The 13814-nt window shown below is 49.8% G+C and carries 15 protein-coding genes; 7 read left to right on the plus strand and 8 right to left on the minus strand.

Annotated features, from left to right (window positions below; genetic code table 11):
• Window positions 1–53 precede the first annotated feature (53 nt).
• Window positions 54–257, plus strand: coding sequence for a cold-shock protein (locus HRU73_RS01720; RefSeq protein ID WP_011112285.1), 204 nt, complete (start codon window positions 54–56; stop codon window positions 255–257).
• 120 nt (window positions 258–377) lie between these two features.
• Here the strand turns inward: HRU73_RS01720 and icd are convergent, their stop codons facing one another.
• The 7 genes from icd to HRU73_RS01755 form a co-directional block, all read right to left on the minus strand.
• On the minus strand, window positions 378–1625 hold the full coding sequence (icd, locus tag HRU73_RS01725) for an NADP-dependent isocitrate dehydrogenase (protein ID WP_276817732.1): 1248 nt from the start codon (window positions 1623–1625) through the stop codon (window positions 378–380).
• Between the two features lie 12 nt (window positions 1626–1637).
• Window positions 1638–2300 carry an SMC-Scp complex subunit ScpB gene (gene scpB, locus HRU73_RS01730; protein ID WP_287399196.1) on the minus strand — a complete coding sequence of 221 codons (663 nt, stop codon included), beginning with the start codon at window positions 2298–2300 and terminating at the stop codon, window positions 1638–1640.
• Window positions 2266–3066, minus strand: coding sequence for a segregation and condensation protein A (locus tag HRU73_RS01735; protein ID WP_287399198.1), 801 nt, complete (start codon window positions 3064–3066; stop codon window positions 2266–2268). The genes scpB and HRU73_RS01735 overlap by 35 nt, the downstream gene beginning before the upstream one ends.
• Before the next feature lie 39 nt (window positions 3067–3105).
• Window positions 3106–4308: a tryptophan--tRNA ligase gene (locus tag HRU73_RS01740; RefSeq protein WP_287399199.1), complete on the minus strand. Its 1203-nt coding sequence runs from the start codon at window positions 4306–4308 to the stop codon at window positions 3106–3108.
• A 72-nt stretch (window positions 4309–4380) separates the two neighbouring features.
• On the minus strand, window positions 4381–5046 hold the full coding sequence (locus tag HRU73_RS01745; protein WP_011112280.1) for a site-2 protease family protein: 666 nt from the start codon (window positions 5044–5046) through the stop codon (window positions 4381–4383).
• Window positions 5039–5671: an L-threonylcarbamoyladenylate synthase gene (locus tag HRU73_RS01750; RefSeq protein WP_276677376.1), complete on the minus strand. Its 633-nt coding sequence runs from the start codon at window positions 5669–5671 to the stop codon at window positions 5039–5041. Before HRU73_RS01750 ends, HRU73_RS01745 begins: the two co-directional genes overlap by 8 nt.
• A gap of 57 nt (window positions 5672–5728) precedes the next feature.
• Window positions 5729–6646 (minus strand): 3',5'-nucleoside bisphosphate phosphatase, encoded by a 918-nt coding sequence (locus HRU73_RS01755; RefSeq protein ID WP_287399201.1) that lies wholly within the window; start codon window positions 6644–6646, stop codon window positions 5729–5731.
• Between the two features lie 120 nt (window positions 6647–6766).
• Between HRU73_RS01755 and HRU73_RS01760 the strand changes: the two genes are divergently transcribed.
• Complete coding sequence (locus HRU73_RS01760; protein WP_281871814.1) at window positions 6767–8005, plus strand: NnrS family protein; 1239 nt, start codon at window positions 6767–6769, stop codon at window positions 8003–8005.
• A gap of 169 nt (window positions 8006–8174) precedes the next feature.
• Here HRU73_RS01760 and HRU73_RS01765 read toward each other — a convergent pair whose 3' ends face one another.
• Window positions 8175–8366 carry a hypothetical protein gene (locus HRU73_RS01765; protein ID WP_041356800.1) on the minus strand — a complete coding sequence of 64 codons (192 nt, stop codon included), beginning with the start codon at window positions 8364–8366 and terminating at the stop codon, window positions 8175–8177.
• Window positions 8367–8651: 285 nt separating this feature from the next.
• Here HRU73_RS01765 and HRU73_RS01770 point away from each other — a divergent pair, with 285 nt between their 5' ends.
• The 5 genes from HRU73_RS01770 (at window position 8652) to rpsB (ending at window position 13762) form a co-directional block, all read left to right on the plus strand.
• Window positions 8652–9077, plus strand: coding sequence for a Fur family transcriptional regulator (locus HRU73_RS01770; RefSeq protein ID WP_011112276.1), 426 nt, complete (start codon window positions 8652–8654; stop codon window positions 9075–9077).
• A 244-nt stretch (window positions 9078–9321) separates the two neighbouring features.
• Window positions 9322–11460 carry a TonB-dependent receptor gene (locus HRU73_RS01775; protein ID WP_287399203.1) on the plus strand — a complete coding sequence of 713 codons (2139 nt, stop codon included), beginning with the start codon at window positions 9322–9324 and terminating at the stop codon, window positions 11458–11460.
• A 30-nt stretch (window positions 11461–11490) separates the two neighbouring features.
• On the plus strand, window positions 11491–11970 hold the full coding sequence (locus tag HRU73_RS01780) for a c-type cytochrome (protein ID WP_287399205.1): 480 nt from the start codon (window positions 11491–11493) through the stop codon (window positions 11968–11970).
• A 67-nt stretch (window positions 11971–12037) separates the two neighbouring features.
• Window positions 12038–12781, plus strand: coding sequence for a fumarate/nitrate reduction transcriptional regulator Fnr (gene fnr / locus HRU73_RS01785; RefSeq protein ID WP_011112273.1), 744 nt, complete (start codon window positions 12038–12040; stop codon window positions 12779–12781).
• 225 nt (window positions 12782–13006) lie between these two features.
• On the plus strand, window positions 13007–13762 hold the full coding sequence (rpsB, locus tag HRU73_RS01790) for a 30S ribosomal protein S2 (protein ID WP_011112272.1): 756 nt from the start codon (window positions 13007–13009) through the stop codon (window positions 13760–13762).
• Window positions 13763–13814 lie beyond the last annotated feature (52 nt).

Here is a 13814-nt window from a genome sequence, read left to right on the forward strand (position 1 = left end):
TGAAATTCAAATAGTATCAGGGTATCCGGCCCAGTTTTTTATAGGAAGTAGAAATGGCAACAGGTACAGTAAAGTGGTTCAATGATTCAAAAGGATTTGGTTTTATTACACCGGACGACGGCAGCGAAGATTTGTTCGCACACTTTTCCGCGATCAATATGACAGGTTTCAAGACCCTGAAAGAAGGCCAGAAAGTAAGTTTTGAAGTTACGCAAGGACCAAAAGGCAAACAGGCTTCAAATATCCAGTCTGCTTGACCTGATGTATAGAGGCTGATCCTGTCGGATCAGCCTCTCCGATCTGATATTAATAAAATATCAGGTCGGGGCTTGTTTTCTGAGGATCGATACAATTTCGGAAACCTCAATCAGATGAGGTTACATCCTCGCTACCATGGCATTCCCAAATTCTGAAGAAGTGGCCTGTTTGGCGTTCGGCGTAAGTCTTGCCAGATCGTAGGTCATGATTCGATCCTGAATCGTTTTTTCCATTGAGCTGATGACAATATTGGCTGCTTCATGCCAGCCGATATGTCTGAGCATCATTTCTGCTGACAGAATGATCGACCCCGGGTTGACCTGATCCTTACCAGCATATTTGGGTGCAGTGCCGTGTGTCGCTTCGAATATTGCGATGCTGTCACTCATATTTGCACCGGGCGCGATTCCAATGCCGCCTACCTGTGCGGCCAGAGCATCGGAAATGTAGTCACCGTTCAAATTAAGGGTGGCGATGACATCATATTCATCCGGGCGCAGCAGGATTTGCTGGAGAAAGGCGTCGGCGATGACATCTTTGATGATGATTTCATTACCGTCATGCCGCAGTTTCATCCATGGCCCGCCATCCAGTAGCTCCGCACCGAATTCCTTCGCTGCCAGTTCATAACCCCATTTCTTGAAGGCACCTTCAGTGAACTTCATGATATTACCTTTGTGCACCAGTGTGACAGAGCGACGTTTATGGTCGATTGCATACTGGATGGCTTTTCTGATCAGACGCTCACTGCCTTCTTTTGAAACCGGTTTGATCCCGATCGCAGAGGAACGAGGGAATCGGATTTTGGTAATTCCCATTTCTGCCGTCAGGAAATTGATCACTTTTTCAACAGCTTCCGTTCCGGCTTCCCATTCGATTCCCGCATAGATATCTTCCGAGTTTTCACGAAATATGACCATGTCTACTTTCTCCGGTTGTTTGACCGGACTGGGTACCCCTTGGAAATAGCGTACCGGGCGCAGGCACACATACAGATCCAGTAACTGGCGCAATGCCACGTTGATCGAGCGGATACCTCCACTTACCGGTGTGGTCAGCGGCCCTTTGATGGATACCACGAATTCTTTGGCTGCCTGCAAAGTCTCATCTGGCAGCCAGATATCCTGACCATAGACCCGGGTAGATTTCTCACCGGCATATATTTCCATCCAGGAAATTTTCCGGGAGTCGCCGTATGCTTTTTTTACTGCACCATCGACAACGCTGATCATGACAGGTGTGATATCCACACCGATACCATCGCCTTCGATAAAAGGAATGATCGGGTTGTCGGGCACAACCAGGGAAGAATCATCCTTTACCCGAATTTTGCTGCCAGTGGTTGGTACTTTGATATGCTGATACATAGCGTCTCCAAATTAAAGAAGTTGTGTCGGTTCGTGTGAGGCGGGTTCGCCGGATTCCTGAATGGTGGTCGTATCCGTATCGACCGATTCAGCCTCGTCAGCAGACAGGTCGAGCGAATTGAAACTGTCCAGAGAGGGTAGCTGTTCCAGCGATTGCAGATTCAGATCATCGAGAAAATGCCGGGTGGTTGCATAAAGATAGGGCTTGCCCGGTATATCGCGCTGCCCGATGGTTTCAATCCAGCCGCGTGATTCCAGGGTTTTGATGATTTGGGTAGAAACTGCTACTCCCCGGATTTCTTCGATGTCTCCCCGGGTGACGGGCTGCTGGTAAGCAATGATGGCCAATGTTTCCATCACGGCGCGTGAATAGCGCGGTGGCCTTTGCGGATTGAGCCGATCCAGAAAAACCTGCATTTCGGGTTTGCTTTGAAAACGCCAGCCTCCCGCGACCGAGACCAGATTTATTCCGCTGTCATGCCATTTTTCACTCAGGATGGTCAGGGATTCATGCAATGTTTTTTTGTCGATATTCCCTTCGAATAATTTCTTGAGATCACTGATGGACAAGGGTTCGGGTGTCGTCAGCAGTACAGTCTCAAGAATCCTGACAACCTGATCTGGCTGAAAGGCCGTTGCTTCAGTCGGCTTGGTCAGTATGGATTGCGTGGACATAGATCATTCCAAAGCGATCTGGCTGAACGATATCGACCAGCGCCTCGCGGGCCAGCTCCAGCAAGGCCAGGAAACTGGCCACGAGTTTATGAACGTTGGTGATATCGCTGAACAGTTCGGTAAACGGGACGTTTCCCCGGGATTGAAGGTTTCTCAGGATTTCACTCATACACACTCGCACAGAAATCGTTTCGTAACGAATGGTATGGTTGCGATTGAGCCTGAGGCGTTCCAGCAGGGCAAGCCAAGTGTCGTATAAATCCTGCGGGTTGATACCGGGAAGCTGTTTTTCGGTAACGAAATCCACCCAGATACAGGCTGGCATGAAGTCCCTGCCGGCAACCGGCAGGCTGTGTATATGGATGGCAGCCTGCTTGATCCGTTCATATTCCAGAAGCCGCCGTACCAGTTCTGCACGGGGGTCGGCGTCATCTTCCCGGGCGGTTACCGGGCGGGGTAACAGCATGCGGGATTTGATGTCGATCAGTAGTGCGGTCATGAGCAGATACTCAGCAGCCAGTTCAAACTGATCGGCGCGCATGGTTTCGACATAAGCGATATATTGCCGGGTGAGTTCGGCCATGGGAATGTCCAGAATATCCAGATTATGCTTACGGATCAGATAAAGCAGCAGATCAAGCGGGCCTTCGAAAGTTTCCAGAAAAATCTGGAGTGCTTCGGGAGGAATGTACAAATCCTGCGGGACTTCCAGCAGCGGAACACCTTGCACTTTTGCAACCGGGTCGATCAGCGTGGGATTGTCCAATGTATTTTGTCTGTATCCATATTCAAGCAGGTTGTCAAATCAGAGATATCCCAACCCCAGTGCCGCTCTGACATCTCGCATGGTTTCCTCGGCCAGCCAGTGGGCTTTTTCACATCCGTCAGCGATGATCTTTCTTACCTGGGCGGGGTCCTTCTCGTACATTCTGGCACGTTCCAGAATAGGTGCCTGCTCGTCTAGTATCGCCTGAATGACAGGTTGTTTACATTCCAGACAGCCGATTCCTGCTGATGTGCAGCCTTGTTGTACCCAGTTGCGGGTTTCTGCTGATGAATAAAGTTGATGAAACTGCCATACCGGGCATTTTTCCGGATTGCCTGGGTCACTGCGTCGGATGCGTGCCGGGTCGGTCGGCATGGTACGCACTTTTCTGGTGATACTGTCGGCATCTTCCCGCAGACCAATCGTATTGCCATACGATTTGGACATTTTCTGACCGTCCAGACCGGGCATTCTGGATGCCTGGGTCAATAGCGTCTGTGGTTCAGGCAGAATGATCTTGCTTTTTCCTTCCAGATGACCGGACAGCCGCTCGTGGTCATCAGTACTCAGGTTTTGTTGTTCCTCCAGTAGTGATCTGGCTGCGATCAGCGCACTTTCATCACCTTGTTCCTGGTAGCGATTGCGTAGCTCACTGTAAAGCTTTCCTTTCCTGGAGCCCATTTTTTTGATGGCTTGCGCTACTTTGTTCTCAAAATCCGGTTCTTTGCCAAAGATATGATTGAACCGCCGGGAAATTTCGCGCGTAAACTCCAGGTGAGGAGCCTGATCCTCACCTACAGGAACGAGATTGGCCCGGTAGATCAGGATGTCTGCACTCTGCAGGAGCGGATACCCAAGAAAGCCATAGGTGCTGAGATCTTTTCCAGCAAGTTTTTCCTGCTGATCCTTATAAGTGGGAACACGTTCCAGCCAGCCAAGCGGGGTGATCATCGACAGCAGCAGATACAGTTCAGCGTGCGCCGGAACTTTCGATTGAATGAACAGAGTTGCCCGGGCAGGGTCCACTCCCGCAGCCAGCCAGTCGATCACCATATCCCAGCTGTTTTGTCCGATGATCTCAGGGGAGTCATAGTGGGTCGTCAGTGCATGCCAGTCGGCAACGAAAAAGAGGCATTCATACTTCTGTTGCAGGGTCAGCCAGTTTTTCAAAACACCGTGATAGTGCCCCAGATGCAGGTTTCCAGTGGGGCGCATGCCTGAGAGAACACGGTCGACGAACATTCTACAAAGCTCCGGATATCATAGAATCAAAAAAATACAAGGTCGGTTGGTGAAATGTAAAGGTAGTTCGATTTATATATAGAGGCCGAAGAGCGTGACGATCATCTGCTTGGTGAATATGATCAGAGGCCATAACACTACGCTCAGTACCCCACTGATGAACAGTACCAGCAAAATGATAAAGCCATAGGGCTCGATTTGGGCAAACTTCCAGGCCAGCCTGCTGGGTAGCAGGCTGACAGCAATACGCCCGCCATCGAGTGGTGGCAGCGGCAGCAGGTTCAGCACCATCAGAACCACATTGATTTCGATGCCGGCAATTCCCATCAGGACCATGGGTTTGAGATAAATGCTGTCAGGCATGTTCATTCCCAGTTTGATGATGGCAGCCCAGAAGAAAGCCATCAGCAGATTGGCACCGGGCCCGGCAGCAGCCACCCACAACATATCTTTTTTGGGCTGACGTAACCGCCCGAAGTTGACCGGTACCGGCTTGGCCCAGCCGAAAAGCAGGCCACTTCCCATCAACAGTTTACTGGTTACAAACATCATCAGAGGAAGCAGAATAGTACCAACAGGATCGATGTGCCTGAGCGGGTTCAGGGTGATACGTCCGGCCATTTCTGCAGTCAGATCACCAAAATATTTGGCAACATATCCATGTGCAGCTTCATGCAGGGTAATGGCAAAAATGACGGGTAGCGCGTAGATGGCGATGCCCTGAATGATATTATCCATTAATGATTCCAAAGGGTGACAGATCGCCTTTTCCAGAACGGGCAACTTTCGGGGTGGTTTCGGTCAGGTCGATGACCGTGGTCATGTCGGTGCCGCAGGAACCGGCATCCATGACCAGTTCGATCTGGTGCTCCAGACGCTGGCGGATTTCTCCAGCATCATTCAATGGCAGTTCATCTCCGGGAAGAATGAGCGTCGAACTCAGCAAAGGTTCGTCCAGTTCGGCCAGTAGAGCCTGTGCGACAGGGTGATCAGGAATACGCAACCCGATCGTGTGGCGTTTGGGATGCTGCAGACGGCGCGGGACTTCGCGGGTTGCTGCCAGAATGAAGGTATAGCTGCCGGGAGTGGCTGCCTTGAGCAGACGGTATTGTGCATTATCCACTTTCGCATACGTTGCAATCTCCGCCAGATCCCGGCATACCAGTGTGAAATTGTGATTCTGATCCACTTTGCGGATGGTACGGATACGATCCATCGCCTCTTTGTTACCGATCTGGCAACCCAGTGCGTAGCAGGAATCGGTTGGATAAGCGATGACTCCGCCTTTGCGTACGATATCGACTGCCTGGCGGATCAGTCTTGTATGAGGCGTTTGCGGGTGTATGGAAAAAAATTGGGCCATGGCTGTTTGGTAAGCTGTTATGGGTGGAAAACGTCGGGTGTTTAGAACTGGCTGTTATCAGACTGATTTGCCGGGGGACTGTAACCCGGTTTGTTCTGATCGTTCATTCGGGGTTGTTGCGCCGGTTTCGGCGTAATCAGGAATTTCCCATTCGTTCCATATCGGAGTGCATTCTGGAGGCAGTGCAGGTAGTCTGCCCAGATCAAAGTAGCTTTCTCCCGGGCCATGATAATCAGATCCACACGATGCATACAGATTCATGCGGGTGGCCAGTGCCGCAAATTGCCGCGTTTGCTCGGGAGTATGGCTGGATGAGACCACTTCGATTCCTGCTCCTCCCAGTTCACGGAATTCGCAGAGTAACTGCTCGAGCAGGTCATTGCTCAATTTATAGCGAGCTGGATGAGCAATGACTGCCTGACCTCCGCTGCCACGAATCCAGCCGATGGCTTCATCCAGGCTGACCCATACATGAGAGACATGACCGGGTTTACCTTTTACGAGGTACTTCTTGAAAACAGACTTTACGTTTTTAGCATATCCCTGACTTACCAGAAATCGGGCAAAGTGAGTGCGGCCGATCAGCCTGCTGGTACCCGCCTGGGCGCTGGCACCTTCAAAACTGCCATGAATGCCGAATTTGTCCAGTTGTGCGGCGATTGCCCGTGCCCGATCCATGCGGCCATCCCGGATCTTCTTCAGTCCTTCGGCCAGTGGTGGATGTTCAGGGTTGATTCCAAGTCCTAAAATATGCAAAGTCCGGCCATGCCAGGTAACAGAGATTTCAACACCACGGATCAATGTGATATTTTCCTGCTGAGCGCTGCGACTGGCCTCACTCAGTCCGGCAATGTCGTCATGGTCGGTCAGCGCCAGTACATTCACACCGCGCACAGCAGCGTGCGCTAGCAAGCGAGAAGGTGGCAGCATACCGTCAGAGATAGTCGAATGGCTGTGCAGATCAATGTTGGGCATCGAAAAGTGTGTAATTACGTGGCTTCTCATCATAGCAAATTACGGCCATGATAAAAATAGCCCGACAGGCGCGGACATGCGTGAGCATCAATTTCTTATTGGGTTTTACAGGAAAATCTTATGAATAAATCGGGAACAATCTGGAAGTATCTTTCGGCAGCACCTCATCGCAGCCTGTTTCTTATGGGAGCTTTTCAGGCGGTGTTGACCATCCTGTGGTGGGTGATAGAACTGGCCGGGCGTGCCGGATTGATGGAAAGCGTAAGTTTTTCGAGCATCATGCCGATCTGGGTGCATGGATTTTTGATGGTGTACACATTTTTCCCCTTTTTCATTCTGGGATTTTTGTTTACTACGTTTCCTAACTGGATGAATGGCGAGAAAATCAAGGCCAATCAGTATATGACGGTCTGCCTGCTGATGGCAGCCGGTGTCGTCCTGTTCTATGCCGGACTGATTGCCGGTAAATTTCTGCTATCTGCCGGATTGCTGCTGATGCTGTCCGGGTGGGCGTATGCCATTATTATCCTGTTTCATGTGCTGTTTACAGCACCGGCCGGGGATAAGCGCCATGCCTGGGTGGCCGGTATGGCATTTATTGCCGGATGGCTGGGATTGTGTGCCTATGCGTTATGGGTGTTGACGGACGGCAGGGAAATGCTGGATTTCTCGCGCCAGGCCGGTATCTGGTTCTTTATGCTGCCGATTCTGATGACGGTATCGCACCGGATGATCCCGTTTTTTTCGAGCCGCGTGCTGGAGAATTATGTCGTGGTTCGACCATTCGGGCTGTTGTGGCTGATGGTTGGTTGTACGGTGGTACACGGCGCACTTCAACTGGCCGGCCTGCAGGAATATGTCTGGTGGGCAGATATGCTGCTTGCCGGCTGTGCATTTTATCTCAGTTATATCTGGCGGTTTTTCCGCAGTTTTCGTGTGCGACTACTGGCGGTGCTGCATATTTCATTTGCCTGGCTGGGGATTGCAATGCTGTTTTTCGGATTGCAAGGTATGCTGTTTTGGTTGAGTGACGGCGATCGTTACTGGTTTGGACTGGCGCCGCTGCACATGCTGGCTGTGGGTTATTTTGCGAGCATGGTTTTGGGGATGGCGTCACGTGTCACATTGGGCCACGGAGGTTTTCCGCTGGTGCTGGACAATCTCACATGGCTGCTGTTTATTGCTTTTCAGGTAGTTGTTCTGCTTAGAGTGATTCCGGATATTTTTCCAGGTGTTGCACCCTTGGCGCCCCAGTTTTATCTGATTGCAAGCGGTGTGTGGCTGAGCTGTTTTCTGCTGTGGGTGATCAAGTATGCGCCAATTTATTGGCGGGCTCGCGTGGATGGCAAAGCCGGTTGAATTTGTATTTCTACGAAAAAAGAAGGTACTGCCGGTTTGTTTTCACTGCATAGCCTTTATCCATCGGTGTGGCAATTTTTCGAGGAAAAGGCTATGCATGGCCTCATGTCACATCACCTGAATCTATGGGTGGTGATGCTGCTACATGCGCCCTGAATAGAATTTAAAATTAATTCTTTTCTTCTGGTGAAGATGTGTCTTCTGTCGCTTCCTCAGTCTTGTCGAGATCAGGGGCAGAATCACGTTCTATAAAAGCAGAGGGAGGTGGTTTTTCCATTGAGTGTCCATCAAGGCTTTTTTTCTCCCCGCAGGCACTTAATGCAATAGTCGTGCATGCGATCAATAAATATACATATTTCATGGTTTTTTCCTCAAGTTAGTTTGCTGAGAAGCTTTGGATGATAGTATAAGCGCCCGGTTTATACAACAGTGTGGCTTACGGAAAACGGTACTGGCAGAGTATTCCCGGTGACGGTTTTAATCTGGTGCAGGCAGTTTTTACGGTATTTTCAGCTTTGACATATTCATTTTCTACTGCTTTCCATATACCAGGAAGACTCATGCTCTCGGTTGAGGCGCTGGCCTGTACTCTTACTATAGCGAGATCGTTTGACGATGGCCTGCTATTACCGGTAGCTTAGTCAGTATGGATATTGCCGAGCAATTGATACAAAACGCCGGGAAGCGTTCGACTCCGGTTCGCAGTGCGGTTTTGGGCGTGTTGCTAAATGCCGAGGATGTGCTTTCCCATAGCGAAGTATTAGAACATCTGCAGCAACTTGGTGCATTTGACCGGGTTACTGTATACCGTGCATTGGATTGGCTGGTTACCCAGGGTTTGGTGCATAAAGTAGCTGGGGCCGGCAGAGCCTGGCGTTTTCAGGTTACACGCAGTGAATCCATGCATCGTCACGCCCACTTTCAATGTCACCATTGTCATAAAGTTTTTTGCCTTCCGGAGGTTCAGCCGGTTTTGCCAAAAGAGCTGCCCTCTAACTTCTCTATCGATTCCATCGAACTCAATATCAAGGGTATCTGCGCTGATTGCGGTCGCGCCATGATGAGCCAGTGATGTCGTGATATTAATTGCAACATAGTTGCGTTTTGGCTATTGTTGTGTCTATAATTGCAACAATGTTGCGGCTATGGGGTTTCTGCAGGTACGCACCAACCGAATCATACATCTGCCCCGGATAGGGGTATTTATGCAGCATTTCTTCCTCCGTGTCTGTTTTTGTCATCTGTTGCTGGTATCAACAGGCAATTGGGTGTTGACATGTAAAAAACGATAAATAAAAACCGGGAAACATAAATAAGTGAAAAAACTGGAAGCCTTAATCGGCCTGATAACTTTTACAGGATTATCGTTTTGTGTCTGTGCTCAGGAAGTAACAAACAGTCCGGTTCGTGAATCTGAAGTAACGGATCGCACATCGATCAAAACATCACTTAAACCGGTGGTTGTAACGGCTGATCCTTTAAGTGGAGACCAGGCGGATATCGCTCAGCCTGTGTCGGTTTTGCAGCGGGAACGTATGCAAACACGCGATTTGCGCAATATTGGTGAAGCGGTTTCTCAGGAACTGGGGGTTTCTTCCAGTGATTTTGGTCCGGCGGTCGGTCGTCCGGTAATCCGTGGTCTGAGCGGAGCGCGAGTACGGGTGCTGGAGGATGGTATCGGTACGATGGATGTTTCCACGATCAGCGCGGATCATGCCGTGGCGGCAGAAGTGCTGTTTGCCGATCAGGTTGAGATTTTTCGCGGATCTTCGGCTCTGCTTTATGGCTCCGGTGCCAGCGGTGGGGTGGTGAATATCGTTAACCACCGGATACCTGAGCGGCTGCCTGATGAAGCAGGGGGCGATCTGTATACCCATTACAACTCGGTTGCGGATGATTTTACCGGGGCATTCCGGTTGAATGCAGGAGCAGGGCGTTTTGCCTGGCACCTGGACGGGATGAAACGGCATACCGGGGATTATTCGATTCCAGGATATGCAGAACTTAAACCGGGATCCGACGCAAAAAAAGGTGTGCTTGAGAATAGCGATGTCCGGACAACGAATTTTTCCAGTGGCTTGTCTTATGTCGGTGAACGGGGATTTCTAGGAGTTGCAGTCAGCCGTTTTGTTAATAATTATGGTGTTCCCGGACACGACCACGACCACGACCACGACCACGACCACGACCACGACCACGACCACGACCACGACCACGATAGCCATAACCACGAGCAAGGAAAGGGAGCACGGATCAGACAAAAACAGACACGTTTCGATATCAAAGGGGCAGTAAATCATCCTCTGCCTGGAGTGCAGAAAATAAAAACACGCTGGGGGTATAACAACCATGTGCACAAGGAATCGGAAGGTGATGAGGTCGGGACGTTGTTGATGAATCGTGAATGGGATGGCCGTGTTGAAATGCTGCATCAGCCGTTAGCCGGCTGGAAGGGTGTGCTGGGATTTCAGTATCAGAACCGGGATCTTGCCACCCTCGGAGAAGAAGCATTTGTTCCCAGTTCTCGAATGGATTCGCTGGGAGTGTTCTTGCTGGAAAGACGGGATGTCGGGCGCTGGCATTTTGAGATGAGCGGGCGTTTCGAGCACCAGCGGACAAAACGCAAAGATGATGGCTTCGAGACCAGTCACGATGCATTCAGTATTTCCGGCGGAGTGATCCGAAAATTCGGCGATGGTTATTCTGTAGGTGGTGATATTTCTCGTACAGAACGCGCGCCGGCACTGGAAGAATTATTTTCCAACGGAGCACACCTGGCTACTGGTACGTTTGAAAGAGGTGACACCTCTCTCACTCGAGAGAAATCCAGCAATTTTGATTTATTTCTGCGTAAAAAGGGTGGCAGCCTGGACTGGACTCTGAATCTGTTTGCCAAGCTGGTCGATGATTTCATTTTTCAGCAAGAATTGGATCTGACGGGTGACGGCCTGCCAGATCGGGTCAATATGGAAGGCAGGCCAGATGAAGATGGGTATTTGTTATTGAAGTACCGTCAAAATAATGCAAATTTTCTGGGGATGGAATTTGAGACGATTGCTCATCTGCTGAGTGATCGTCGCGGTAAATTGGATCTGCGCTTGTGGACTGATTATGTCCGCGGGCGGCTGTCATCAGGAGGATATTTACCGCGCATGACACCATTTCGTTTTGGAGGGGCACTTGATTATGCTTACGGTCCATGGCGAGGTCGGATTGACGTAATGCGGGTGCATAAACAGGCGGATATCGCTCTGCTCGAAACAGACACCGCCGGTTACACTATGCTGAATGTTCAACTGGATTACCGGTTTGACTGGGGAAAGATGAATTACAACCTGTTCATACGAGGTGCCAATTTGCTGAATGAAGAGGCGAGACGCCACACTTCTTTTTTGAAAGATCGGGCACCGTTGCCTGGACGTTCCGGGCTGGTGGGAGTGCGCGTGAATTTTTAGGGCTGATTGGTTGCGGATCTTTTATCTGGGATGTTATGCACTTATCATGCCGGACAATGGTTTAATAACTTATTAAATTTTATAGACTTTATTCGTTTACAGTTTGGTAAAACGGCAAATGTGCTAAACTTAAATAATTATTTGCATATCTGGCTGTTTTCTTTGGAAGTGCGATCCCTGAGAGATGTCGTAAAAATGAAACTCATTTTATCCATCATGATACTTTCTGGTTGCCTGCTGTTTATATTGGCTGGCTGTGCCAGAAAAAACGACTATATGCCCCCGGCAGGGGCGACAGGTGAAAAAATCTTCAAGGGAGCCTGCGTGCAGTGTCATACACCAGTGAATGGCAAGGTAATGATACTGAGATCCGAGATGGCCAATAAGGAGGCCATTATTGAAAGAGTAACGAACGGAAAGGGATTCGGTATGCCTGCTTTTCCAAATTTGACGGGAGATTCAGTGCAGAATCTGGCGGAGTATGTGCTGGAGAACAGTGTCACCCGATAATCAGGATCGAATCGGATTTTCCTGAGACAATCGTACTAAAATTTCCTGACGAAGGTAGGAGTCAGCTTTGCATAACTGCGCAATACCCGGCCACCCCACGGCACCACAACAAAGATCCAGCTGTACGACATGCAGCCTTCGTGAATTGTGTCTGCCGGTGGGGTTGACTGATGAAGAAATAGAGTATGTTGGCAATCTGACCAACCATAAGCTCAGAGTACGGCGGGGGGAATATCTGTTGCATGCCGGGGCTGATTTCAGATCTCTCTATGCCGTAAAAAATGGCTCTTTCAAGACCTATACCTTGAGAGTGGATGGACGCCAGCAGGTGACCGGTTTCTACATGACCGGCGAGTTGCTGGGCCTGGATGCGATCAGTCCGGAGAAGCATACCTGCGACACAGTTGCGCTCGTCGACAGTGAAGTTTGTGAAGTACCTTTCATAAAACTTGAAGAGATCGGACGAAGTATTCCTTCGCTGATGAGCCAGTTCCACAAGATCATGAGTCGTGAAATTGTGCAGGATAGAGGAGTGATGATGCTTCTGGGCAGTATGCGGGCGGAAGAGAGACTGGCTGCATTTTTGCTCAATCTGTCCACTCGTCTGGCCAGGCGAGGGTACTCGTCGACCGATTTTATTTTGCGAGCGACCAGAGAAGATATCGGCAGTTATCTGGGACTCAAGCTGGAAACGGTCAGCCGGTCGTTTTCCAAACTGCAGGAAGAAGGTCTTATCACGGTTAACAACAAGCATGTCACCTTGCATGATCTCGGCAAACTGAATCGTATGATCGGCAATTCGATGGATTGATCAGAGGTTCTCAGTGGTGTTGCAGGATGACTTTTCTTGAGTGCAGAGTGTGCCATGTTATAATCGCGCGCGCTCCTGGTCTGTTTATATAGGTAGCAATTTCCCGGAGCGGGAAATTTTTTTATTAACCTTTTTAATACACAATCTACAACGCACACTTATCAGGATAGGGTGTCTTCGTAAGGAAGTATGTCGATAAGTTGCGGTTAACCCTAAGGAGAGTTCATGTCAGTTACTATGCGGCAAATGTTGGAAGCGGGCGTTCACTTTGGTCATCAGACCCGTTTCTGGAATCCGAAAATGGCCCCCTATATTTTCGGCCAGCGTAATAAGATCCATATCGTTAATCTTGAGCATACGCTCGTAATGCTCAGAGAGGCGCTGGACTATGCCCGCCGATTGACAGCAAACAAGGGGACGATTCTTTTCGTGGGAACCAAACGTCAGGCCCGTGACATCGTCATGGAAGAAGCAATACGATGTGGTGCTCCTTACGTCAATCAGCGCTGGCTGGGCGGGATGTTGACCAATTTCAAAACGATCAGGCAGTCGATCAAACGCCTGCAGGATATGGAGAAAATGGTACAGGACGGAACGCTGAACAAACTTACGAAGAAAGAAGCTCTTGATTTTCAGCGTGAATTGGAAAAGCTGAATAACAGTCTTGGTGGTATCAAGGAAATGAAAGGTTTGCCGGATGCCATGTTTGTGATCGATGTCGGTTATCAGAAAGGTGCAATCGTGGAAGCGGACAAGCTGGGGATTCCGGTTGTGGGCGTGGTGGATACCAATCACAGTCCGGCAGGTGTCCGGTATGTGGTGCCGGGTAACGATGATTCCAGTCAGGCTATACGGCTTTATGCGCGTGCGATGGCGGATGCCATTCTGGAAGGACGTAACCAGTCCGTTCAGGAAATTATCGAAATGAGTAAGTCTGACGATGAAATCATGTCGGGTAGAGATCAATCTGCGGGTGCGTGAGTAAACACGCTGTCAGTGCACTTTCTGAATAAGAGCATTCGAAATTTTTCGT

Origin of the sequence: Nitrosomonas sp. H1_AOB3 (assembly GCF_015709435.1) — a bacterium.
Taxonomy (GTDB): Bacteria; Pseudomonadota; Gammaproteobacteria; order Burkholderiales; family Nitrosomonadaceae; genus Nitrosomonas; species Nitrosomonas europaea.